At 71.9% G+C, this 23,477-nt stretch carries 21 protein-coding genes; 7 read left to right on the top strand and 14 right to left on the bottom strand.

Going from position 1 to position 23,477, the window contains the following annotated elements; genetic code table 11:
• The first annotated feature begins 50 nt into the window (after positions 1 to 50).
• The 4 genes from ACFYZB_RS10060 (at position 51) to ACFYZB_RS10045 (ending at position 3,540) form a co-directional block, all read left to right on the top strand.
• Complete coding sequence (locus ACFYZB_RS10060) at positions 51 to 704, top strand: YitT family protein (protein ID WP_388756429.1); 654 nt, start codon at positions 51 to 53, stop codon at positions 702 to 704.
• Positions 701 to 1,477, top strand: a complete 777-nt coding sequence (locus tag ACFYZB_RS10055; RefSeq protein ID WP_388756427.1) for a glycerophosphodiester phosphodiesterase — start codon at positions 701 to 703, stop codon at positions 1,475 to 1,477. Before ACFYZB_RS10060 ends, ACFYZB_RS10055 begins: the two co-directional genes overlap by 4 nt.
• Positions 1,478 to 1,540: 63 nt before the next feature.
• Positions 1,541 to 2,887, top strand: a complete 1,347-nt coding sequence (locus ACFYZB_RS10050; RefSeq protein ID WP_351216384.1) for an MFS transporter — start codon at positions 1,541 to 1,543, stop codon at positions 2,885 to 2,887.
• Positions 2,888 to 3,165: 278 nt separating this feature from the next.
• The gene (locus ACFYZB_RS10045; protein ID WP_003977404.1) at positions 3,166 to 3,540 is read left to right on the top strand and encodes an RNA polymerase-binding protein RbpA; all 375 of its coding nucleotides are present in this window, start codon (positions 3,166 to 3,168) and stop codon (positions 3,538 to 3,540) included.
• Between the two features lie 136 nt (positions 3,541 to 3,676).
• On the opposite strand, the gene fxsA is transcribed toward ACFYZB_RS10045, so the two are convergent.
• The 4 genes from fxsA to ACFYZB_RS10025 all read right to left on the bottom strand — a co-directional run bounded on the left by fxsA (position 3,677) and on the right by ACFYZB_RS10025 (position 7,803).
• A complete protein-coding gene (fxsA, locus tag ACFYZB_RS10040) occupies positions 3,677 to 4,237 on the bottom strand; it encodes an FxsA family membrane protein (RefSeq protein WP_388756425.1) in 561 nt (186 codons plus the stop codon).
• Between the two features lie 96 nt (positions 4,238 to 4,333).
• Entirely contained in the window at positions 4,334 to 5,131 is a 798-nt protein-coding gene (locus ACFYZB_RS10035) for a polyprenol monophosphomannose synthase (RefSeq protein ID WP_351211468.1), read from the bottom strand.
• A 555-nt stretch (positions 5,132 to 5,686) separates the two neighbouring features.
• On the bottom strand, positions 5,687 to 7,300 hold the full coding sequence (locus ACFYZB_RS10030; RefSeq protein ID WP_388756422.1) for an amidohydrolase: 1,614 nt from the start codon (positions 7,298 to 7,300) through the stop codon (positions 5,687 to 5,689).
• A gap of 62 nt (positions 7,301 to 7,362) precedes the next feature.
• On the bottom strand, positions 7,363 to 7,803 hold the full coding sequence (locus tag ACFYZB_RS10025; RefSeq protein WP_043498889.1) for an Lrp/AsnC family transcriptional regulator: 441 nt from the start codon (positions 7,801 to 7,803) through the stop codon (positions 7,363 to 7,365).
• A gap of 244 nt (positions 7,804 to 8,047) precedes the next feature.
• Here ACFYZB_RS10025 and ACFYZB_RS10020 point away from each other — a divergent pair, with 244 nt between their 5' ends.
• Positions 8,048 to 8,482: a hypothetical protein gene (locus tag ACFYZB_RS10020; protein ID WP_388756419.1), complete on the top strand. Its 435-nt coding sequence runs from the start codon at positions 8,048 to 8,050 to the stop codon at positions 8,480 to 8,482.
• Positions 8,483 to 8,488: 6 nt separating this feature from the next.
• Here ACFYZB_RS10020 and ACFYZB_RS10015 read toward each other — a convergent pair whose 3' ends face one another.
• The 8 genes from ACFYZB_RS10015 to ACFYZB_RS09980 all read right to left on the bottom strand — a co-directional run bounded on the left by ACFYZB_RS10015 (position 8,489) and on the right by ACFYZB_RS09980 (position 17,749).
• On the bottom strand, positions 8,489 to 9,586 hold the full coding sequence (locus tag ACFYZB_RS10015) for a phosphotransferase family protein (RefSeq protein WP_388756417.1): 1,098 nt from the start codon (positions 9,584 to 9,586) through the stop codon (positions 8,489 to 8,491).
• Between the two features lie 14 nt (positions 9,587 to 9,600).
• On the bottom strand, positions 9,601 to 10,701 hold the full coding sequence (locus ACFYZB_RS10010) for a hypothetical protein (RefSeq protein ID WP_388756414.1): 1,101 nt from the start codon (positions 10,699 to 10,701) through the stop codon (positions 9,601 to 9,603).
• Between the two features lie 342 nt (positions 10,702 to 11,043).
• Positions 11,044 to 12,216, bottom strand: a complete 1,173-nt coding sequence (locus tag ACFYZB_RS10005; protein ID WP_388756411.1) for an acyl-CoA dehydrogenase family protein — start codon at positions 12,214 to 12,216, stop codon at positions 11,044 to 11,046.
• Between the two features lie 327 nt (positions 12,217 to 12,543).
• Complete coding sequence (locus tag ACFYZB_RS10000) at positions 12,544 to 13,197, bottom strand: TetR/AcrR family transcriptional regulator (protein WP_351211480.1); 654 nt, start codon at positions 13,195 to 13,197, stop codon at positions 12,544 to 12,546.
• Positions 13,198 to 13,278: 81 nt separating this feature from the next.
• Positions 13,279 to 13,419, bottom strand: a complete 141-nt coding sequence (locus ACFYZB_RS09995; RefSeq protein ID WP_388756408.1) for an SCO1431 family membrane protein — start codon at positions 13,417 to 13,419, stop codon at positions 13,279 to 13,281.
• A gap of 68 nt (positions 13,420 to 13,487) precedes the next feature.
• Entirely contained in the window at positions 13,488 to 14,858 is a 1,371-nt protein-coding gene (locus ACFYZB_RS09990) for a peptidase C39 family protein (protein ID WP_388756405.1), read from the bottom strand.
• Positions 14,859 to 15,203: 345 nt separating this feature from the next.
• Positions 15,204 to 16,745, bottom strand: a complete 1,542-nt coding sequence (locus ACFYZB_RS09985) for an amino acid permease (protein WP_388756402.1) — start codon at positions 16,743 to 16,745, stop codon at positions 15,204 to 15,206.
• Positions 16,746 to 16,792: 47 nt separating this feature from the next.
• Positions 16,793 to 17,749 (bottom strand): hypothetical protein, encoded by a 957-nt coding sequence (locus ACFYZB_RS09980; protein ID WP_388756400.1) that lies wholly within the window; start codon positions 17,747 to 17,749, stop codon positions 16,793 to 16,795.
• A 229-nt stretch (positions 17,750 to 17,978) separates the two neighbouring features.
• Here ACFYZB_RS09980 and ACFYZB_RS09975 point away from each other — a divergent pair, with 229 nt between their 5' ends.
• Both ACFYZB_RS09975 and ACFYZB_RS09970 read left to right on the top strand, forming a co-directional pair.
• On the top strand, positions 17,979 to 18,599 hold the full coding sequence (locus tag ACFYZB_RS09975) for a uridine kinase (RefSeq protein WP_388756397.1): 621 nt from the start codon (positions 17,979 to 17,981) through the stop codon (positions 18,597 to 18,599).
• Positions 18,600 to 19,027: 428 nt separating this feature from the next.
• Positions 19,028 to 20,890, top strand: coding sequence for an AAA family ATPase (locus tag ACFYZB_RS09970; protein WP_351211492.1), 1,863 nt, complete (start codon positions 19,028 to 19,030; stop codon positions 20,888 to 20,890).
• Between the two features lie 130 nt (positions 20,891 to 21,020).
• On the opposite strand, the gene ACFYZB_RS09965 is transcribed toward ACFYZB_RS09970, so the two are convergent.
• Both ACFYZB_RS09965 and ACFYZB_RS09960 read right to left on the bottom strand, forming a co-directional pair.
• Complete coding sequence (locus ACFYZB_RS09965) at positions 21,021 to 22,094, bottom strand: hemolysin family protein (protein WP_388756394.1); 1,074 nt, start codon at positions 22,092 to 22,094, stop codon at positions 21,021 to 21,023.
• The gene (locus ACFYZB_RS09960) at positions 22,091 to 23,425 is read right to left on the bottom strand and encodes a hemolysin family protein (protein ID WP_388756391.1); all 1,335 of its coding nucleotides are present in this window, start codon (positions 23,423 to 23,425) and stop codon (positions 22,091 to 22,093) included. The genes ACFYZB_RS09965 and ACFYZB_RS09960 overlap by 4 nt, the downstream gene beginning before the upstream one ends.
• Positions 23,426 to 23,477 lie beyond the last annotated feature (52 nt).

The following is a 23,477-nucleotide window of genomic DNA, read 5'->3' as shown; positions in this document are numbered from 1 at the left end:
GCCACAGAGTGACATGCGTCAGGCCACCGCCACCACCCAGGGGGTACTTCGTGTCCACTCCGCGCCGCCTCGGACGGCGGTTGATCCAGCTGTACGCCGGGCTCACGCTCTACGGCGCGAGTTCCGCCCTGCTCGTCGAGGCGGGACTGGGCCTGGAGCCCTGGAACGTGCTGCACCAGGGGCTCGCCGAGCTCACCGGGCTGACCATCGGCGTGGTGTCGATCATCGTGGGAGCGGCGGTGCTGTTGCTGTGGATCCCGCTGCGCCAGCGCCCCGGCCTCGGCACGGTCTCCAACGTCTTCGTCATCGGCCTCGCCATGGACGGCACGCTCGCCCTCGTCCCGGGCGCGCACTCCCTCGCCGTACGCGTGCCGCTCCTGCTCGCCGGGATCGTGCTGAACGGCGCGGCGACGGGCCTCTACATCGCGGCACGCTTCGGTCCCGGCCCCCGCGACGGGCTGATGACCGGCCTGCACCGGCGTACCGGCCGCTCGATCCGGCTGATGCGGACCGGGATCGAGGTGGCGGTGGTGGTCACCGGGTTCCTGCTGGGCGGCACCATCGGCGTCGGCACCGTGCTCTACGCGGTGTCGATCGGGCCGCTGGCGCAGCTGTTCCTGCGGGTGTTCGCCGTGCCGGCGGCATCGGGCGGCAGCACGGTCTTTGCCACCTCGACACCGGAACAGGTCATACTGCGGCCGTGACCCTCACGAAGCCGCCCATACGCCACCCCTACCTCGACCATCCCGGCCCGATCCCCTTCGCCCACCGCGGTGGGGCCGCCGACGGGCTGGAGAACACCGTGGCGCAGTTCCGGCGCGCGGTCGAGCTGGGCTACCGCTACATCGAGACCGACGTGCACGCCACGGCAGACGGGCGGCTCGTCGCCTTCCACGACTCGACGCTGGACCGGGTCACCGACGGTGCGGGCCGCATCGCGGACCTGCCGTGGGACGACGTACGGCACGCGCGCGTGGCCGGCCGGGAACCGGTGCCGCTGTTCGAGGAGTTGCTGGAGACCTTCCCCGAGGTCCGCTGGAACGTCGACGTCAAGGCGGAGCACGCCCTGCGCCCCTTCCTGGAGCTGATCGAGCGCACGGGCGCCTGGGACCGGGTCTGCGTGGGCTCGTTCTCCGAGGCGCGTGTGCTGCGCGCCCAGCGGCTGGCCGGGCCGAAGCTGGCCACCTCGTTCGGCACCCGCGGGGTCCTCAGCCTGCGGCTGCGCTCCTGGGGCCTGCCGGCCGCCGTGCGCCGTTCCGCCGTCGCGGCCCAGGTGCCCGAGGCCCAGTCGGGCGTCCCGGTGGTCGACCACCGCTTCGTCCGCGCCGCCCACGCGATGGGGCTGCAGGTGCACGTGTGGACGATCAATGAACCCGAGCGCATGCACCGGCTCCTGGACCTGGGAGTCGATGGCATCATGACCGATCACATCGACACGTTGCGCAAGGTCATGGAGGAACGCGGCGTCTGGGCCTGACCGCCCGGCCGGCCGGCCCGAGCCTTCGCACTTGAGCAGTTGAGCGGGGAAGCGAGGGCACGGGTGAGCACGGACACCGTGCGGACGGCCGCGGCGGACGACGCCGCCGGCCTCCGGCGCGAGCAGCGCGGCTGGTATTTCTACGACTGGGCCTGTTCGGTCTATTCGACGAGCGTGGTGACGGTCTTCCTGGGCCCCTACCTCACCGCGGTGGCCGAGCGGGCCGCGGACGCCGACGGCTATGTGCACCCCCTGGGCGTCCCGGTCCGGGCGGGCTCCTTCTTCGCCTACTCGGTGTCCCTGTCGGTGATCCTGGCGGTCGTGGTGATGCCGATCGTGGGCAGCGCGGCCGACCGCACCGGACGCAAGAAGCCGCTGCTCGCGGCGGCGGCGTACACCGGGGCCGCGGCGACCACGGGCATGTTCTTCCTGGACGGCGACCGGTACCTGCTCGGCGGGGCGCTACTGGTGGTGGCCAACGCGGCGCAGTCCGTCGGGATGATGCTCTACAACTCCTACCTGCCGCAGATCGCCCCGCCCGAGGAGCGCGACGCGGTCTCCTCACGGGGCTGGGCCTTCGGCTACGGCGCGGGCTCCACGGTCCTGGTCGCCAACCTGGTCCTGTACTCGGCGCACGGCTCCTTCGGCCTGACCGAGACGGCCGCGGTCCGCGTCTGCCTGGCCTCGGCGGGCCTGTGGTGGGGGGCGTTCACGCTCATACCGCTGCGCAGGCTGCGCGACCGGCACGCGCGCGTGGAGCGCGGCGCGGCGCCCGGAGCGAGGCAGTTGGCGGCGACGGTCCGGGACATGCGCCGGCATCCGCTGACGCTCGCCTTCCTGCTGGCGTACCTCATCTACAACGACGGCATCCAGACGGTGATCACCCAGGCCTCCGTCTACGGCTCGCAGGAACTGGGACTCGGCCAGTCGACGCTCATCGTGGCCGTGCTGCTGGTGCAGGTGCTGGCCGTGGCCGGGGCGCTGGCGATGGGCCGGCTGGCGCGGACGTACGGCGCCCAGCGGACGATCCTGGGCTCGCTGGTGGCGTGGACGGTGACGCTGGCGGCCGGTTACTTCCTGCCCGCGAGGACACCGGTGTTCTTCTTCGTGCTGGCCGCCGGGATCGGCCTGGTCCTCGGCGGCAGCCAGGCGCTGTCCCGGTCGCTGTTCTCCCATCTCGTGCCGCCCGGCAAGGAGGCCGAGTACTTCTCGGCGTACGAGCTGAGCGACCGCGGGATGAGCTGGCTCGGGCCGCTGCTGTTCGGGATGACCTACCAGCTGACCGGGAGCTATCGGTCCGCGATCATCTCGCTGGTGGCCTTCTTCGTCATCGGCTTCGTGCTGCTGGCGCGTGTCCCGGTGCGGCGGGCGATCGGCGAGGCGGGCAACCCGGTTCCGGAGAAGATTTAGCACTGATTTAGCGCTCAACGCGAAAGGGCGGTAGTGTACGCCTTTGGCCTGCCAGGCGTACCGTTACTGCGCGTCAAAGATGCCGAAACGCTGGGTGACATCTGCTAGCAGATGTGACAAACCGGGCGCCGGTGGGTAGAACAAGGGGCGGCTACGACGGCGACGCATGACCCGGAACGGGACACGGAACGGGAATCTTTACCGCCGACCGGACGTTGACCGGATGACGACGACAGCGACACCTGTCCTGTGGGCGACAAGCCCGGGAGGCACGATTCATGAGTGAGCGAGCTCTTCGCGGTACGCGCCTCGTGGTGACCAGCTACGAGACGGACCGCGGTATCGACCTGGCCCCGCGCCAGGCCGTGGAGTACGCATGCGAGAAGGGGCACCGCTTCGAGATGCCCTTCTCGGTCGAGGCGGAGATCCCGCCGGAGTGGGAGTGCAAGGTCTGCGGAGCCCAGGCACTCCTCGTCGACGGCGACGGCCCTGAGGAGAAGAAGGCCAAGCCCGCGCGTACCCACTGGGACATGCTGATGGAGCGGCGCACCCGTGAGGAGCTCGAAGAGGTCCTCGAGGAGCGCCTGGCGGTTCTGCGCTCGGGGGCGATGAACATCGCGGTTCACCCCCGGGACAGCCGTAAGTCGGCGTAGTCCTGCGGGGCTGGGCCGGGATACAGCGCACACGAAACCGCGGGCGCCGTACGCGAATCGCGTACGGCGCCCGCGGTTTCGTCTGTGCCCGGGGTTTCGTCTGCCCGCGGCCCGCGGTTTCGTACGGCCGCCGGGCTCAGCGGGACAGCGGCGGGCGCTCCTGCTCGTCCCCCGGCCCGGGCCGGTCCTCCCGGATGACCTCGCCCTGCACCACCTTGCCGTCGGGACGGCGGATGCGGGCCTGCTGGAAGGCGTCGCCGAGGCTGCCCGGGGCCGCCGTGCACAGCCTCTTGTCCAGGGCGTTCTCCGCGTACCGGCTCACGGCCTTCTGCACCGGCGGCAGCAGCAGGAGCAGGCCCGCCACGTCGGAGAGCAGGCCGGGGATGATCAGCAGCAGACCACCGAGCATCATCAGGCCGTTGCCGCCGCCGCGCTCCGGTGAACCGCCCCGCTGCAGCGCCTCGTTCAGGCTCTGGAAGGCACGACGGCCGGCCCGTTTGATGACCACGGAGCCGGCCATGAGGCCCGCGACGAGCAGCAGGAACACGGCGAGCCCCCCGGCCGCGCCCGCGACCTGGGCCAGCAGCCAGATCTCCAGCACCAGCCAGGCGGCGATGCCCAGCGGCAGATACCTGCGCAGCCGGGAGCGCCGGGGGCGGGCAGCGGTGTACGGAGAGGTCGGAGCGCCAGTCGTCATGCTCCCAGTGTGCCTGGTGGCAGCTCAGCACGGGATAAGGGGTTGATCGGCCGGGTCCGGCCGGGGACCACGAGGTCCGCCGGAGCCGGCCGGGGACTACGAGGCGCGCTTCTTCTTGCCGGTGAGCTTGGCGACCCGCTCTTCCGCACCCCAGGCGGTGACCCGCCACAGCGCCTCGATGAGGATGTTCTTGCTCATCTTGGAGTCGCCGAGCTCGCGCTCGACGAAGGTGATCGGCACCTCGACCACGTGGTAGCCGGCCTTGACCGCGCGGCGGGCCAGGTCGACCTGGAAGCAGTAGCCCTGGGAGGCGACCTCGTCCAGGCCCAGGCCCTGCAGGGTCTCGCGGCGGAACGCACGGTAGCCGCCGGTGATGTCGCGCAGCGGAAGGGAGAGGGCGAGCCGGGAGTAGAGGCTGCCGCCGCGGGAGATGAACTCGCGGGACTTGGGCCAGTTCACCACGCGGCCGCCGGGCACCCAGCGGGAGCCGAGCACCAGGTCGGCGCTCTTGAGGCCGGTGAGCAGCCGGGGCAGCTCCTCGGGCTGGTGGGAGCCGTCGGCGTCCATCTCGACCAGCACGCCGTAGTCGCGCTCCAGGCCCCAGCGGAAGCCGGCGAGGTAGGCGGCGCCCAGGCCTTCCTTGCCCTTGCGGTGCATCACCTGGACGTGTCCGTCCTCGGCCGCCAGCTCGTCGGCGAGCTTGCCGGTGCCGTCGGGACTGTTGTCGTCCGCGATCAGCACGTGCGCCTCGGGGACGGCCTTGCGCACCCGGCCGACGATGGTCTTGATGTTCTCCGCCTCGTTGTAGGTCGGAATGATCACCAAGGCCGTGCCGAGCGGACCGAAGTGCCTCTCCTGGGCCTTGGCCGCCAGGGTCCCGTCGCCGTCGTTCACTGCTGCCCCTTCTGGTCGTACGCAGGGGTCCACCATAGTGGCCACCGGCGGGTAAGACGCACCGGCTCGTTCCCAGGGTGGTGTCGATTCCGCAAGAGCGGGGTAAGAATCGGCGTTTCGGCACCTTGACGGCGCGCCGGGGCCGCGTTCCCCGCCGCGGCGGATGGGGGCCCGGCGCCCTTCGGGCCGACCTGGGACCCGCTGGCTGCGGATCGACCGAAAGCCGTTGTCTACTGAGCGCACGGGCCCCACCCGGGTCACACCTTGCCGACCGGCTGGAACGTTCCCTCGGCGGCGCGGGCGCTGAGCCTGGCTCCCAGCGACGGTGCCCGGTGCGGCACACCGTCCCTGACCCAGCGGCGCCGCGCCGAGTGCGAACGCTCCCCGGTCGGGCGTCCGGTGGTGGACTCGGCCGAACCTACCGGCCCCCGGCCGTCGACTGTCAACAGCCGCCTGGCCTGCGACGACGTCCCGGACGGGGCCGCCTTCGGGGAGGATGCGCAGGTCGGGCGGCGGCGCGGCGGCGCCTGATCGCCACCGCGCCACCCCCGTAGATCACTCGCCCGGCCGTACGAACACCGTCCGTCCGCCCACCGCGGTGCGCAGACAGACCGGCAGGTCACGACCCGGGGTGAGGTCCGGCAGGCCGGGCGTGCCGGAGCGCGGGTCGGTCGACCAGCGGGCCACCCGGTCGTCGGGGGCCTGGACGACCAGCTCGTCGGTGCGCCAGACCGCGTAGTCGGCGGGCGCGCCCGGCACCAGGACGCCGGCGTCGTCCCGGCCCACGGCCCGCCAGCCGCCGCGCGTGTGCGCCGTGAAGGCGGCCCGGACGGAGACCCGGTGGTGGGGCGTGTGGTGGAACGCGGCGGCCCGGACGGCGCCCCACGGGTCGAGCGGGGTGACCGGGCTGTCGGAGCCGAAGGCGAGGGGCACACCGGCGCGCAGGAGAGCCGCGAAGGGGTTGAGGGTACGGGCACGCCCGGCACCCAGCCGCCGGGCGTACATGCCGTCCTCGCCGCCCCACAGCGCGTCGAAGGCGGGCTGGACGGAGGCGATCAGACCCAGCTCGGCGAAGCCGGCGACGGTCTCGGGGGTGAGCATTTCGGCGTGTTCGACGCGATGCCGGGCGGCACGGATCCGGGCGAGGCCGAGCTTCTCCGCGGCGGCACGCACGCCCTCCACGACGGTGGTCACGGCGGCGTCGCCGATGGCGTGGAAGCCGGCCTGCAGGCCCGCCTCGGTGCAGGCGACGACATGGGCGGCGACGGCCTCGGCGTCCAGGTAGGCGGTGCCGGAGTGGTCGGCGTCGGCGTACGGCTCGTGCAGGCAGGCGGTGTGCGAGCCGAGGGCGCCGTCGGCGAAGAGGTCGCCCGCCGCGCCCACGGCGCCGAGGTCCCGTGCCCGCTCGACGTTCCGTTCGGCCCAGTAGCCGACCACGCGCGGGCCGGGCACCTCGGCGGCGAGCCGCAGCAGGCCGGTGAAGTCCTCCTCGGAGGAGATCTGCGGGCCGCCGCACTCGTGCACCGAGCCGATGCCGAGGGAGGCCGCGTGGGCGAGGGCGGTGCGCTGGGCCTCCGCGCGCTGGGCGGGGGTGATGGCGGCGAGGGCGGCCTCGCGAACGGCGTGATGGGCGTCCCGGGTGAGCGGGGCGTCCTCGCGCGGGACGTCGCCGCCGATCAGGTCCAGCAGGGCGGTGGTGACGACCGCCGAGTGCACGTCGATGCGGGAGAGGTACAGCGGGCGGCCGCCGGTGGCCTGGTCGAGTTCGGCGCGGGTCGGCGGGCGGCCGCCGGGCCAGCGGGCGGCGTCCCAGCCGTGGCCCAGCAGCACGCGGTCGTCCGGGCGGGCGGCGGCGAAGTCGCGGACCAGGGCGAGGGCGGCCGCCAGGGAGGGTGCGCCGGACAGGTCGAGTCCGGTCAGGGCGAGGCCCGTGGCGGTGGTGTGCACATGGGCGTCGGTGAAGGCCGGGGTGACGAGGGCACCGTCGAGGTCGATCACCTCGTCCACGCCCTCGGCGAAGGCGTCGGCGGCGCCCTCCGAGCCGACCCAGGCGACGTGGCCGCGCTCCACCACCATCGCCGTGGCGAAGGGGTCCGCGGGGCTGTGCACCTCTCCTCGGCGCAGGAGGACGGTCTGGGCAGGCTCGGGCTCGGCGGTGCGGTCGCTCATGGCGGACAGTTTCTCCTGCCGCCGGGGCGGAGCCGCACCTGGGGCGTGTCGGAACGCCTCGGTCAGATCCGCGGCGGCCGTGCTTCGTACGGCGTCGACAGGACCACCGTCGTGCGCGTCGACACCCCCGCGAGACCGCGCAGCCTCGCCAGCAGCTCCTCCAGTTCGTGCGGGGTCGCCACCCGGACCTTGAGGATGTAGTTCTCGTCGCCCGCGACGCTGTGGCAGGCCTCGATCTCGGGGACGCCGGCGAGGCGGTCCGCGATGTCGTCGGGGGCGCTGGGGTCGAACGGTTTCACCGAGATGAACGCGGTGAGCGGCAGCCCGACGGCCTCCGGGTCGACCACCGCGGCGTAGCCGCGGATGACGCCACGCTGTTCCAGCCGGCGCACCCGCTGGTGCACGGCCGACGTGGACAGGCCCGTGGCCTTGCCCAGGTCTGTGTAGCTCATCCGCCCGTCCTTGACGAGCAGCTGCACGATCTGTCGGTCCAGCTCCTCCATGGCGCCAAAACCTACAGTGCGCTTGATCTCCTGGGATAGCCGAGAGCGCAGGTCATGGCCGGTTCGATACAAAAAGCACTGCATAGGGCCCGCAGGGCGCACCTGCGCCCGGCATGTGACGAACACCACACACCACGGGCAGGCTCCGTGATGCTCTCGTGATTACCGCCGAGGGCGGGCGGGAAGTGCTTGCTGTGGTCGAGGCCGCAGCGCCGTCACGGCCCAGCCTTAGGGGGAGAATCCCATGCAGAGTGTCCATCGCCCTGGTCGATCCGCGTCCAAGCGGCAGCAGCCGGTCGTCGAGCCCGAGCCGGAGGGCGTCGAACCCGGCGCCCTCGACGACGAACCGGACGCCTACGACACCTTCGAGATGTACCGGGTGATCTGCCCGGACTGCGCCCAGCCGATCGCGCTCCTGGCGGACGAGCAGGTCCTGCCCGAGCACGCGCTGTGCGCCTCGCCGTGGAACCCGTTCGGTCTCACGGTCTGTGCGGGTACGGGCCGTTCGGCCGCCGACGCCCGCCCCGCGGACGAGTCCGTCACGCTGCAGGAGCAGGACACCGCCCTGCTGCTGACGCTCCCCCAGGGTCTGGACTGGCGCAAGCAGCCGTTCTCGCACGTCGGCGGCCCGGGCTCGCGCCCGATGCGCGTGCCGGCGATGCGCCGTCAGGCCGCCTGAGCCGCCTCACCGCGTCCAGTACGTGCCCTGCACCATGGCGCGCAGGCTGCCGTGGTGCAGGATCAGTGCGTCCGGGTCCGCCGGGACGGCGTCCTCCCCGAAGTGCACCTGCCGGTAGGCGATGCGAAGCATGACGATCGCATGGCGCAGGGCGGCGTAGAGGGTGTGGAAGTCCATGTCCCGTGGCGTGTGACCGGTCAGGCGTGCGTAGCGGGCCTCGACGCGGTCCCGGCGCAGGAGCTCCGGCAGTCCGCGCTGTCCTGAGGCGACCGTGAGGTCGTGGAAGAAGCGGTGCAGATAGATGATCCAGCCGAGGTCGACCTCGCGCGGGGCGAGTGCCGCCATCTCCCAGTCCAGGACGGCGACGGGGTCGAAACCGTCGTAGACGATGTTTCCGATGCGCGCGTCGCCCCAGCTGAGGACAGGTGGGCCCACCTCGCGTGGCCACAGCTGCTCCAGCCGGTCGAAGGCGGCCTCGATGAGGGGTGAGCGGGGCAGGCCGTCGACCACCCAGGCGTAGTAGGCGCGTTGGGCGGTCACATGGCGGCGCAGCGCGTCGCCCGGACCGGGCGTGGCGAGGAAGTGGGCCTCGGCGACGGGCACTTGGCCGTGCAGGCGGGCCAGCAGCCCGACCGTCCCGGCCTCCAGGTGCTCGCGTTCGGCGTCGCTCGCCCCGTGCAGCCAACTGCCCTCGTAGGTGTACGGCATGACGTCCGGCGGCACGCGGCCGGCGACCCGTTCCATGACGAAGAACGGCGCCCCCAGCGGGCCCGGGTCCTCCTCCAGCCACAGCACCCGGGGCACGGGCACGTCGGTGTGCTCGGCCACCAGTTGCAGGGTGCGGTACTGCCGGGCCATGTCGTACTCGGGGAAGACGGTGTACGCGGCAGGGTCCGCCGCGAGCCGCAACACACAGGCCCGGCAGGGTGCTTCGGGGTGCTCCAGGTCGAACAGCAGGGTCTCGCTGGACATGCCGTTGGAGGCCGGGACGGTGACACCGGTCGCCCTGGCGCCGGGCAACCGGGTGCCGAGCCAGGCGGTGAGGCGCCGGACGAGTTCCCCCGGGGCCCGGGTGCTGGTACGGGGACGCGGTGCCGTGGCCATGCGGATCCCCTTCCTCAGGGCGCGACCGAGTCGAAACCGGTGAAGCCGCTCGGGTCGTGCCGGCCGAACGAGCCGTGCTCGAAGATGCCGTGACCCGTCTGCCCGTCGAGCCGGAAGCGGGCGGAGTGGTCGGTGACGCCGTAACCGGCCAGGGGGTGCGGCTGGGTCATGTCGTAGGTGCGCCGGTCGGTCCAGCCGGGCCCCCGCCAGGTCCCGTGCTGCCAGTCGTCCGCCGGCGGGTAGCCCGCGCCGAGGGCGAGCGGCGAGGAGGCGAGGATCTCGACGTCAAGCTTGCGCGATTCCCGTGCGTCCCCCAGATGGATGACCGCCCGCCGCGGGTGACGGGTGCCGGGGCGGTAGCCGATCTCGGTCTGCGGCCAGCCCAGCTGGCGGTCGCGCCGGCCGGGGCGGACCTCGGTCGCGTCGTTCAGCAAGCGGTGGCCGTCGGCGTCCTCCTGGGTGATGACCATCAGGAAGCGGTCGTCGAAGCGGACCGGGCACCAGATCCAGTGGAAGCCCTCGGTGGGGTGGTCCGCCGCGAGCCGCCCGCCGTCCTCGCCCGGCAGGGGCCGCACGCCCCAGCTGCGGTCCCGGGTGCCGGTCCAGTCGTCCGCGGTGACCCGGAACTCCGCTCCCCCGGCCCGGACGACACCCTCCGCGGTACCCGCCTGGACGAAGCGGCGGCCCTCCAGGGTGAGCCGGTCGCCGCGGCGCTGGAGGTGGTGCGGCTCCCAGAGGGCGGGGAAGGCGGCCGTCCAGGTGAGGTCGTACGACAGCTGGTCGTCCTCGCAGATCAGGCGCAGTTCCCGGAGCGGCCGCGGGACCTCGATGCGCAGGGGGCCGACGGCGAGCCGCATCCGGTCCTCGCCCAGGGCGTCGGAGGCGCGTACGGCGTGCAGGGTATCCCCCGTGCGCAGGGTGGCGTAGGCGTCGATCACGCCGAGGTTGGGGTAGACGCCGAGGCCGAGGATGAGCAGGGCGCGGCCGGCGTGGTCGAAGACGTGGAAGATGCAGCGGTCGTAGGCGTTCCGGTCGCCGGTCGCCACGTGCTTCATGGACAGCGGTACCTGGTGCACCGGGTACTCGTCGAGCGGTACGGGACGGTCGTCGGCCACGGTCACCCCCTGGGCGATGGTCGGCTGACGGTACGTCAGTTGACCGTAGGAGGCCAGAGCGGGGACCGGATGCGCCTGAACTGACGCTCGATTCCACCGGGTGGTGACCTGTCCGGCCGCTGCCGCGTTGCCCAGGCATGACCGCCTTGCACTCGGCCACCGGGCGTCAGCGCCGGATCTTCGTCCCCCGCCCGGCAGAATCGGTTCCGCCGCCCGTGCCGCAGGACCCGCCCATCTACCGCGATCTCATGCGGACGTGGGCCGACCGGGGCCGGACGCTGCCGGGCCGCCACGATCCGGAGTGGATCAGGCTGGCGGCCCCGACCGTCCTCACCGGGCAGTTCAGCGGCTTTCGGGTCCCGCCACGTGACGGGCGATGACCATGCGCTGGATCTGGTTGGTGCCCTCGACGATCTGCAGGACCTTGGCCTCGCGCATATAGCGCTCGGCCGGGAAGTCGGCGGTGTAGCCGTAGCCGCCGAGTATCTGTACGGCGTCCGTGGTGACCTTCATGGCCGTGTCGGTGCAGTGCAGCTTGGCCATGGCGGCCTGCTTGGCGAACGGCTTGCCGGCGTCGCGCAGCCGGGCGGCGGCGAGGTAGAGCGCGCGGCCCGCCTCGATCTGGGTGGCCATGTCGGCGATCATGAAGCGCAGGCCCTGGAAGTCGCCGATCGGGTGGCCGAACTGCCGGCGCTGGGTGGCGTAGGCGACCGCCTCGTCCAGTGCGGCCTGGGCGAGGCCGATCGCGCAGGCGGCGATGCCGAGCCGCCCGGAGTCGAGGGCGGACAGGGCGATGAAGAAGCCCTGGCCCTCCTCGCCGATCCGCCGGTCGTCACCGACGCGGACACCGTCGAGGTGGACCTGCGCGGTGGGCGAGCCCTTCATGCCCATCTTCTTCTCGGGCAGCGCGCCGCTCAGGCCCGGCGCGTCGCCGGGGACCAGGAAGGCGGTGATCCCGCGCGGGCCCTCCTCGCCGGTGCGGGCCATCACGGTGTAGAAGTCGGCGATGCCGCCGTGCGTGATCCAGGCCTTGGTCCCGTCGATCACCCACTGGTCGCCGTCGCGGACGGCCTTGGTCCGCAGCGAGGCCGCGTCGGAGCCGGAGGACGGCTCGGAGAGGCAGTATGCGCCGAGCAGGCCGCCGCCGAGCATGGCGGGCAGATGCTCGACCTGCTGCTGCTTGGTGCCGTACGTGGCGAGCGCGTAGGAGGCGAGCGTGTGCACGCTGACGCCGAGGCCCACGGTGAGCCGGGCCGCGGCAAGCTCCTCCAGGACCTGGAGGTAGACCTCGTAGGGCTGGTCGCCGCCGCCGTACTCGGCGTCGTACGGCAGGCCGAGCAGGCCCGATTCGGACAGCAGGGTGAAGACCTCGCGCGGGAAGCGGCCCGCGTCCTCCTCCTCGGCGGCCTTCGGCGCGATCTCGCGCTGGGCGATGTCCCGGACGAGGGCGAGCAGATCCCGCGCCTCCTCCGTCGGCAGCTGACGCTCCACCGGCTGCGGGTCGCGGTCGGACATGGCGTCGGTCTCCTCCCTGGTCGGGCACCGGCGGTCTGGCCCTTCGGGTGGGGGCGGCTCCGCCTGGTCGTTCCGTGATGCCGAAGGCGCCCGCTCCCGGGTCTCGGAAGCGGCTGACCAGCGGCTGTGCGCTGTGAGTATGCCCGATCAGCGACCTCCCGTCACCAGTTAACGACCGCTTACTTCAAGAATCCAGCCGGAACCTTGTGTACGGGTCGAACCGCAGGTGAGCCCGGTACGGCACGCCGTCGCGTTCATGCCAATCCTTGTCCCGGCGACACGGCGACAGGGCGACCCTGCGACACGGCGACACAGCGGCCGGGTGGGTCAGGTGTCGCGACGGGCCGGCCGCGGCGCCGGGTAGGCCGGGTCCAGTTCCTCGACCGCGCGCAGGGCGCCGCCGAGCGTCTTCACCAGCAGCTCGCGCATGGTGTCGCGGGAGAGCTCGGGGCGGTCGATCCAGTCCAGGGTCGCGCCCTCGACGCTGCACACCCAGGAGAGCAGGCCCATCCGGGCGAGCGGAGCGATGTCGCTGCGGCCGTACGCCCCTTCGGCGATGGTGGCGATGATCGCCTCGCGGACGCCGTCCCGGATGGCGTGGACCTCGGCGTCGAAGCCGACGCCGCCGCTGACGATGGTGCGGTACGCGGCCTGGTGGTGCTCGGCGTACCGCAGATAGCCGTCGATGGTGCGGTGGACCCGGTCCACGGCGGGCATCTCGAGGCCGTTCGCGGCAAAGGTGACCAGGTCGGCGACGGAGTCCTGGATGATCGCCAGGTAATAGCCCCGCTTGGACTGGAAGTAGTAGTAGATCAGCCCCTTGGCGACATGCGCCTGGCGGGCGATGTCGTCCATGGACAGCGCGTCGTAGGACGTGTCGGCGAACAACGTCCGCCCGATGGCGATGAGTTCGGCGCGACGGGCCACGGAGCGCTCGGTACCGCGCATCCGGGGACGGACGGCGGCACGCTGCGGCGGCATACTCAATTTCGGCCCTGTTCCAGGCGGTCGGCGGGACCTCCGCAGTATGTCAGAACATGCCGCACACGTGAGCGGGCCGACTCAGAGCAGGCCGAGCTGGGTCACGAACATCGCGACGACCGCCACGAGGACCCAGCCCATGACGTGCTCCAGGATCTTCGGGCCGTCTTCCTGGGGGCCGCCGGTGCGGGTGGCGGTGGCCGGGGGTGCGGTCGTGTCCATGCGGCCACCTTGCCACCCGCGACGGCGTCTGCGGTGATGAGCTTGCTCACACGGCCGCGCTCACCAGGTCAGTGCACGCCCACCGCCGCGAGCGCCTTGCGCTGACGCGGGCTCGGGTGGGCCGGGAAGTAGAGGTAGCAGACTCCCCCCGTGCCGGAGACGACCTTGCCTGAGGCGTTGTACCGCTTGGTGCGCAGCCAGATGTTCTCGAACTCCCGGCGCAGATAGACCCGTCGTACCGCGTCGTCGCTCGGCGAGGCCGGGTCGTTGGCGATCACGTCGCCGTCCGCCGTGAAGCCGATCACCGTCATCAGATGGCCGGAGGTGCCGTAGCCGGCGCCGGTCAGTTCGGTCTTCAGGAACGACTGGGACGTTATGGCCGGGATGCCGGCCGCGATCAGCGTCTCCAGGTCGGTCAGCGAGGCGAGCCGCGTGACCACGCCCTGCAGGCCCTCGAAGGTGGCCGCGTAGGCGGCGTTGAACGGCCAGTTGCCGCAGCCCTCGTACTGGTAGTCGTAGGTGAAGCGGGCGGCGTTGTCCACCTGCGGGTCGGCGTAGGAGGGGTCGACCCAGGACAGCTGCCCGGGGGTGAGCCGGCCGCCCCAGTACTCGATGATCATCTGCGAGGATGTGGGGCTGCACCAGGCCTCACCACCGTTGTCGTACTGCGGGTACTGGCCCTTGTGGATCTCCTGGGAGTAGCGCGGTACGGCGAGTTCCTGGGCGAGTCCGGGGGTGGAGGCGGGGACGGTGAAGCGGTCGGGGATGTCGGACCCCATGGCGCCCAGCCGCCACACCGTCGGGGTCAGGTGCGTCCCCGGCCTGCGGTAGAGGGTGAGGCGCAGCCGGTACGAGGTCAGGCGCAGGCCGGTGCTCGCGTCGTCGATGGCGAAGGTGTCGGTCCAGATCGCGCTCTTGCCGTCGGCCTGGCCGTCCACCGAGGTCCGCTTGATGTCCTGGTCACCGGCCGCCCAGCGGCCCATCACGTACCACGGGGTCCCGGTGCCGTCGGAGTACGTGCCCTGGAGCTCCACCTGGATCCAGGTGCCCTCGGGGGTGTGGGCGTTCCAGGAGGAGACGACCTCGGTGGCGGGGACGGTGAGCCGGTGGAGCGGGGAGGTCCAGGTGGCGTACTCCCAGGTGGTGGTCGTACCGGTGTGCGGGTCGGCGTAGTCGGTGCGGCCGGCGGGGGCGCCGATCACGACGCCGGGGCGGGCGCCGGCGACGGCCCGGACTCCCTGGGCGGCGCCGAGGCGCCACTCGCGGTACGTGGTCCAGGCGTGGTAGTCGATCGGGCGGGCCTGCGCCTGGCCGGGGTCGTCGGCGTCGGTGGCGAGCCGTGGCGCGGCGGCGGCAGCGGGGGCCGTTCCGCCGGCCACCGCCACGGCGACGGCTGCGGTGAGGACGGTTCTGCGGGACGGCTGTTGGGCTCTGCTCATGGGCGCGATTACCCCCAGGTGTCCGGTGATCCGGTGCGGTTTGTGCGCCAACTATGGAGCAGGCCGCATGGGCCTGCCAGCACTTCGGCGCATGCGGCGCCATCAATATTGGTCTCAGCCACTGGAACGGCAGAGTGGAGCCCTTGTGAGCTGCTGAGCGGCGCTGTCGGCGGGCCGGGGGTGGGGGCGGGCGCCTGGCACCTCGAAGGCCGACCTCCGAGGCCGTCGGGCTGTGGTCATATGCGGCTCCGCCCCGTGGGAGCGCCCGGCCCACCGCCGGCCCGCAGCCGCGCGACTCCCCGCAGCCACCCGAGCCGGACGCCTCCTGACTTCGGCGCGCGTCGGTCAGACGAGATCCATCGCCGCGACCTCGTCGGGCCGGCCATAGCTGATCGGCCCCTGGAAGCGGCGGCGGGCGGTGGCGAACCACCACACCGTCGCCACGACCAGGACGGCGGCGAGCGCGATCGGCGCGTAGTTGAAGGAGTCGACGGTGATCGGTGAGGCCTGCGGCAGCATGAACAGGACGCTGCTGAGCACGATCCAGATCACCGCGAGCCAGCCGACCGGCCGGCCCCAGCGCCCCAGGTGCCAGGGCCCGGGCTGGAACGCGTCACCGAGCCGCAGCCGCAGGAAGATCGGCACGGCGTAGGCGAGGAAGAGACCGACCACGTTGACACTGACGATCGCGGTGAAGGCGGTGTGCGACCACCAGCCGGGCAGGACCAGGGCCAGCGAGCAGACCACCGCGAGCCACACCGCCTTCACGGGCGTACGGGTGCGCGGCGAGACCGAGTGCCACCAGCGGGAGCCGGGCATGGCGCCGTCGCGGGAGAAGGCGAAGATCTGCCGGGTGTTGCTGGTGAGGTTGGCGAGACCGCAGAAGAGCATCGCGCCGATGACGATGAGGAGCATGACCTTGGCGGCGCCGAGGCCGAGGCCGTCGATGAGAATCTGGACGGGTGGCGCATCCGAACCGGCCACCTTGGCGTAGTCGCCAATGCTGTAGACCAGTGCCAGCATCAGGATCAGACCGGTGATGGCCGAATAGCCGATGGCGCGGGTGATCCCCCTGGGCGCGTTGACCGTCGCGTGGACCGTTTCCTCGGACATGTGGAAGCTGCCGTCGAACCCGGTGAACGTCCAGCTGGTCACCAGCAGGCCGAGCATGCCGCCGTAAAGTCCGTTCGTGAAGCCGGTGTTGTTCTCGAAATGCGTCACGAACGACGCCGGCTGATGGTGATCGGGCATCACTATGAGTGCGCCCACGATCACGACGAGTCCGATCAGCAGCCACCACACGGAAATGCGGTTCAGTACGGCGACGAGCTGCACGGTGTAGGTGTTGGCGAGGCCCTGCACGACGATGATCAGGGCCGTGATCAGCACCGTCTGGTGCGCGGTCGCCCGGTAGGAGGGCCACTGGAGCTGGACGAAGGCCTGGATGAACGTGGCCGCCGCATAGCCGGTGGCCGCGGTGCCGCCGATCTGGCCAACGAAGTTCAGCCAGCCGGTGAACCAGGACCAGGCCCCCTTGTGCCGCTTTGCAAGTTTACCGGCGGAGAAATACAGGGCACCGCTGGTCGGGTAGGCCGAGGCGACTTCCGCCATGGCCGCCCCGATGAGCAGCACCATGACGCACACCCCGATCCAGCCGAACACGAGAATGCGCGGGCCGCCCGCGTTCATACCGAATCCGAAGGACGAGAAAATACCCGAGAGGATATTGATGATGGTGAAGGAGATCGCGAAATTGTCGAACGCCTGGAAGCGCCGGGTGAGTTTCCGCGGATATCCCATCGCGTGCAGGGTCGCGTCGTCGTCGAGCACGACCGGGTCTTCTCCCCCGCGGGCCTTCGCCCATGGAGTCGACATCCGTTCCGACACAGATCGGCCTTTCTCTCGGTGGGGTGGAAAAAGGGGACGAACGGCGGTCAGTCGGGCCGCGGGACGGGCAGTCCGCAGGCACGCCGGGCCCGGGAGAGCTGCTCGGCCGGATCGCCGAAGGCGCTCCAGGGCATGCGCGAGGCGTACGGGCCCATCGCCGTGAACACCGCCCGGGCCTCGAACTCGCGCCGGCCCATGATCAGCGCGTGCGCGAGGTAGGCCAGGTCGAGCACCGGGGTGAAACGGTAACGGCCCACCGCGGGCAGCCAGTTCTGGTAGATCGCCAGCGCGGTGGAGCGCCACTGCGGCTGTTCCCAGACGCGGTCGGCGAGCAGCTGGGTCGGGTTGTAGCTCTCCACCAGCGCCACCAGGGGCAGCAGCCGGAGGGCGGAGTCGGCGGGCGCCCGCTGGCTGAGGAAGGCGGCCACGTCCCAGGCCGCGTTGACCGAGCCGCCGTACCGCGTGAAGAAGAAGGAGAGGAAGCGGTGGTGGCCCTCGCGGTGCCAGGGGTCCAGCGACAGGACGTGCGCGAACAGCCGCCAGGGGCCGGGCGGGGCGGTGAGCAGGCCCTGCGGGGCCGGGTCGCGCAACCGGTGCAGCCGGGCCATGGCGAGCCTGGCGACCCAGGGGGTGGGGTCCTCGGGTGCCAGGGCGGCGGCGCGGTCGCAGGCGGTCAGCGCGATCCGTTCCAGCGCTTCGGCGCGTTCGTCGCGGGCATCGGCGGCCCGCAGCGCGCGCTGCACCGCGACCCGGGCCCACATCAGCGCGGACTCGGGCGTCGGCTCCTCGGCGAGCCATCGCTCGACCAGATCGGTGCCGGCCGCCTCGGAGGCGAGGACCAGCGAGCGATGGGCGCGCAGGGCGAAGTCGGTGCGCGTTTCGGCGAGGGCCTCGTACGCGTGTCGATAACGTCCCGCACGCACATCGACGCATACGCCCGCCAGGACACGGTCGTCGGCCGCCGGGTGCCACACATAGTGCCCTTCGAATAACTCCGCGGCCATGTCCCCCTGCCAGTACCCGTACGGCGCACAGCGGTTGCGCTGATGGCACCCTACTCAGCGGCGGTCACACCCGGAACGCCTAATTCGACATATCGGTCAGGGGATTCGCGAATGTTTATCGGGGGCCCTTGACTGGCCGCCAGCCGATGATTCAAAACGCGACTACCACTACACTGTTGCTGCACAGTTCCGGAAAACCGCCCACACCCGCCCACCCCGGGGGACCCCCATGCGCGACCTCGCCGCCCGGCTGCGCGGGCTTCCCCCCTCCCTCGGGCCGGTCCGGCTGATCGGGATCGACGGGCACGCCGGCTCGGGAAAGTCCACCTTCGCCGGGCAGGTGGCCGCCGCACTCGGCGGGGCTCCGGTGCTGCACCTCGACGACATCGCCAGCCACGAGCAGCTCTTCGAGTGGACCGGTCGGCTCATGACCCAGGTGATCCGCCCGTTCGCCCGCGGCGAGAGCGCCTCCTACCTGCCGTACGACTGGGTCGCCCGCGGCTTCGGCGCGCCGCGTCTGCTGCCGGCCGCACCGGTGGTCCTCGTCGAGGGGGTCGGCGCCGGCCGCCGGGCGCTACGGCCGCACCTGGCCCTGCTGCTGTGGATGGAGCTGCCGCGGGAGGCGTCCTGGGCGCGCGGTCGGCTGCGGGACGGGGCGGAGCAGCGGGAGTTCTGGGAGGGCTGGATCGAGGCGGAGCGCGTGCACTTCACCGCGGACCCTTCGCGCCCCCATGCCGATCTTCTGGTGCTGCAGACGCAGAAGGGGTATGAGGTGCTGCCGGGCCCTGGGGAAACTCGTGGACCGGACCAAGGTGTGACCCAGAGTGACGAATCGTCCGCGTTGTGGTGAAGTTGTGAAGACCCTTGCGGGGGAACTTCTCCGAGTGCCCCAACTCCGCTTGACCGGGGGGCCGTACAGGTCTTACGTTCTCAATGAGCGGTCATTCGGGACCGCCCACAGACGCGAAGCCCCCGGTTGTTCCCCCGTGACCGGGGGCTTCGTTCTGCCCGTCGGCCTTTTTCCGGGCGCCCCGCGCACCGATCCGGTCACCCTCGGTCACCGATCCGTGTGCGCCCCGTCTGCTCCCACCTCGTCAAACGGCCGGTGCGGCACCCTTCGGCACGCGGTCACCGCGCGGGTACGATGCCCTCGGTGCGGCCTTCGAGGCTGCCTCGCGCACCGGTAACTCCGGTCCGCGGCACAGCGGTTCGACTGCGGCGGCCGTCGGGTCACTGCCCGGTGGTGAACCACGGGGGCACGGTCTGTGGGGGGACGGGATGGACTTCGGCACGCAGGGCCCCGAGGCCCCGGCCGACCTGGCCTGGCTGCGGGGTGTGGACGCCTACACGATGGGCGCCTATCCGCAGGCGGAGGAGGAGTTCCGCGCCGCGGTGCGGATGGACCCCGGAATGGCCGACGGCTGGTTAGGGCTGCACGCGCTCCGCGTCGACACGACGACCTCGCTGCTCAGGATGTTCCGGCACCGCGACCGCTTCGGCGAACAGCGCGCCCGGCACCGCAGAACGCTCAACTCCTGGTACTGGCTGGGCTGGTGGGTGCAGCCGGTGCTGGAGAGCCCGCGCGACCTGCTGCTCGCGCACGCCTCGCACTGGCTGGACGGCCGGCACGTGCCCGAGCTGGACCGGGCCCTCGCCGGACTGCCCCCGGTCGACACCGACCCCCAGGTCCGCTTCCTGCACGCCTGCCGCGCCTATCTGGTCAAGGACTGGGAGCAGCTGGTACGGCACACCGACCCGCTGCTGGACGACCCCATGCTCGGCATCGAGGCGGGCCTGTTCGGCGGCATGGCCCGGGTCCGGCTGGAGATGTACGGCCAGGCCGAGCCGCTGCTGTCGGCGGCGCTGATGCGCTGCCGCAGCGAGCAGCCGCAGCGCAAGGAGCTGCGCTACTGGCTGGCGCGGGCGCACGAGGGCACGGGACGCTCGGCGGCGGCGCTCCCCTTGTACCGGGCCGTCCACCGCGTGGACCCGGCCTTCATGGACACCGCGGCACGGCTCGCGGCGATCGCCGAGGGCGACGGGTACGACGACTGCGCCGACCTGGCCGCGATCACCCTGACCGGTGCCGGGCAGGACAGCGTGGACGGGCCCGACGGCTTCGATCCGCTGTTCGGCACCGAGGGCCGTGATCTGCGGCTGCCGGAGCCGGATCTGCCGACGGGGCCCCTGCCGTCGGTGACCGATCCGGCGGTACGGGTGAAGACCGGTGTCTCCTCCTCCCCCATTCCGGCCGGTCCGACCGACCCCGCCCTGCTCGAGGAGGCGCTTGCCGAGCTCGAGCGCATGGTGGGGCTGGAGCCGGTGAAACGCCAGGTCAAAGCGTTGTCCGCGCAGCTGAACATGGCTCGGCTGCGGGCCGGGCAGGGGCTGCCCGTGCAGCCGCCGAAACGGCACTTCGTCTTCTCCGGGCCGTCGGGGACCGGGAAGACCACCGTGGCCCGCATCCTGGGGCGGGTGTTCTACGCCCTCGGCCTGCTCGGCGGGGATCACCTGGTGGAGGCCCAGCGGGCCGATCTGGTCGGCGAGTACCTCGGGCAGACGGCCGTGAAGGCCAACGAGCTGATCGACTCCGCGATCGGCGGGGTGCTGTTCGTGGACGAGGCGTACTCGCTGTCCAACTCGGGGTACGGCAAGGGGGACGCGTACGGCGACGAGGCCCTGCAGGTGCTCCTGAAGCGGGCCGAGGACAACCGTGACCACCTGGTGGTGATCCTCGCCGGCTATCCCGAGGGCATGGATCGCCTGCTCGCCGCGAACCCCGGGCTGTCCTCCCGTTTCACGACCCGGGTCGACTTCCCCTCCTACCGGCCGCAGGAACTCACCGAGATCGGGAAGGTGCTGGCCGCGGAGAACGGGGACGTGTGGGACGAGGAGGCGCAGGACGAGCTGCGCTCGATCGCCGGGCACGTGGTCGAGCAGGGGTGGATCGACGAGCTGGGCAACGGCCGGTTCCTGCGGACGCTGTACGAGAAGAGCTGCGCGTACCGGGATCTCCGGCTGTCCACGTACGCGGGGTCGCTGTCCCGGGAGGACCTGGCCACGCTTCGGTTGCCGGACTTGATGCAGGCGTACGGGGAGGTGCTGTCGGGCCGGGGGCCACAGGATCCGTCGGCCATGTAGGTGCGGTCGGCCGGGGCAGGGGGGCGCCTGCCCGCGCCGGTGGGGTGGCGCCCCGAAGGGGCACGGGGAACTGCGCGGGTGACCCACCACCAGTGCCACAGCCGCGCAGCTCCCCCCACCACCACCCGAGCTAGGACGCGAGCACCTGCTCGGGCTCCCCGCTCGCCCGTGGCTCCGGCATCTCCCGGTGCGCCGGATCCGTCACCTCGCCCACCAGCAGCTCCAGCGCGTCCTCCAGGGCCACCAGACCCAGCACCTTGCCGGAGGCATCGGCGACCTGAGCCAGGTGGGTGGCCGCCCGCCGCATGACGGTCAGCGCGTCGTCGAGCGGCAGCTCGGCCCGCAGGGTGGCCATCCGGCGCCAGATCTGCTGCGGGACGGCACGGTCGGAGTCCTCCAGGTCCAGGACGTCCTTGACGTGGACGTATCCCATGAAGGGACCCGTGTCCGACGCGGCGATCGGGAAGCGGGAGTACCCCGTGCGGGCCGTCAGCTCGACGATCTCGCCCGGGGTGACCGACGGGGCCACCGTGACCAGGGACTCCCGGCGCAGCAGGACGTCGGTCACCGGGCGCGAGCCCAGTTCCAGGGCATCCTCCAGGCGTTCCCGCTCCTCGGGGTCGAGCAGCCCCGCCTGGCCGGAGTCCTCCAGCAGGCGGTTGAGCTGCTCGCTGGTGACGACCGCCTCGACCTCGTCCTTGGGCTCGACCCGGAAGAGCCGCAGGATGCCGTGGGCGCAAGCGCCGAGGGTCACGGTGATGGGCCTGCACAGGCGGGCGAAGTAGACCAGACCGGGGCTCAGCCACAGCGCCGCCTTCTCGGGGGCCGCCATCGCCAGGTTCTTCGGCACCATCTCGCCGATGACCAGGTGGAAGAAGACCACCGCGGCGAGCGCGATGACATAGCCCAGCGGGTGGACCATGCCGTCGGGGAGGTGGACGGCCGCGAACACCGGCTCCAGCAGATGCGCCACCGTCGGCTCGGCCACCGCGCCCAGCGTCAGCGAGCAGACGGTGATGCCGAACTGGGCCGCGGCCATCATCTGCGGCAGCCGCTGAAGGCCGTAGAGGACCTGACGGGCCCGCGCCGTACCCAGCGGTTCGATCTGGCTGCGGCGCACGGAGACGAGCGCGAACTCGGCGCCGACGAAGAAGCCGTTGGCGAGCACGAGCAGCGCGGCGAAGATCAGTTGGAGGACGCTCATCGCGCGGCCTCCATCACGTTCACCGCGGGGGCCGTCCTGACCAGGCGGACCCGCTCGGCGCGGTAGTGGCCGACCTGGCGGACCGAGAGCCGCCAGCCGGGCAGTTCGGCCCGGTCACCGGGTGCCGGGATACGGCCGAGCAGGTCGGCGACCAGTCCGGCGACCGTCTCGTACGGGCCCTCGGGCACGTCGAGGCCTATGCGCTGGAGGATGTCGACGCGGCAGCTGCCGTCGGCGTCCCAGGCGGGCCGGCCGTCCTCCGGCGGGGCGGGGGCCAGCTCGGGCATGTCCTTGGCGTCGTGCTCGTCGCGGACCTCGCCGACGAGCTCCTCGACGATGTCCTCCAGGGTGACCACGCCCGCCGTGCCGCCGTACTCGTCGACGACGACCGCGATGGGCTGTTCGGAGCGCAGCCGGGCGAGCAGGGGCTGGACCGGCAGGGTCTCCGGGACCAGCAGCGCCTTGCGGGCGATCCGGCGCACCGGGGTGCGCAGCCTGTCGTGCACGGGGACCGCGAGGGCGTCCTTCAGATGGGCCATGCCCACGATCTCGTCGATCTTCTCCCGGTAGACGGGGAAGCGGGACAGGCCGGTGGCCCGGGTGAGGTTGACGACGTCCTCGGCGGTGGCCGTGTCCTGGAGGGCGCTGACCTTCACGCGCGGGGTCATGACGTGCTGCGCGGTCAGCTCGCCCAGGGACAGGGTGCGCACGAACAGGTCGGCCGTGTCCTGCTCCAGGGCGCCGGCCTGCGCGGAGTGCCGGGCCAGGGAGACGAGTTCGCCCGGGGTGCGGGCGGAGGCCAGTTCCTCGGCGGGTTCGACGCCGAGGGCCCGCACCAGGCGGTTGGCGACGGTGTTGAGCGCGGCGATCACCGGGCGGAACAGGCGGGAGAAGTGGTGTTGCGGGCCTGCCACGAACCGGGCGACCGGCAGCGGCTTGGACACCGCCCAGTTCTTGGGCACGAGCTCGCCGATCACCATCTGGATCGCGGAGGCCAGCAGCATGCCGACGACCACGGCGACGCCCGAGACGGCGCCGTCGGGAATGCCGGTCGCGGCGAACGGGCCGCGCAGCAGCCGGGCCAGGGCCGGTTCGGCGAGCATGCCGACGACCAGGGAGGTGATGGTGATGCCGAGCTGGGTGCCGGAGAGCTGGAAGGACAGCTCCTTGAGCGACTCGGCCACTCTACGGGCCCGTCGGTCGCCCTCGGCGGCCGCCTTCTCGGCGTCGGTCGCCTCGACGGTCACCAGGCCGAACTCGGCCGCCACGAAGAAGCCGTTGGCGAGGATCAGCAGGAAAGCCGCTCCCAGGAGCAGCAGGGAGATGGTCACGCTGCCACCGCCTTCCCGGTATGTCGGGTCGGGGCGGCGCAGGTACTACAGG

This window comes from Streptomyces sp. NPDC001852 (assembly GCF_042891825.1).
Taxonomy (GTDB): Bacteria; Actinomycetota; Actinomycetes; order Streptomycetales; family Streptomycetaceae; genus Streptomyces.
Note: the sequence above shows the minus strand (reverse complement) of the source record. Positions and strands in the feature narration are given on the sequence as shown.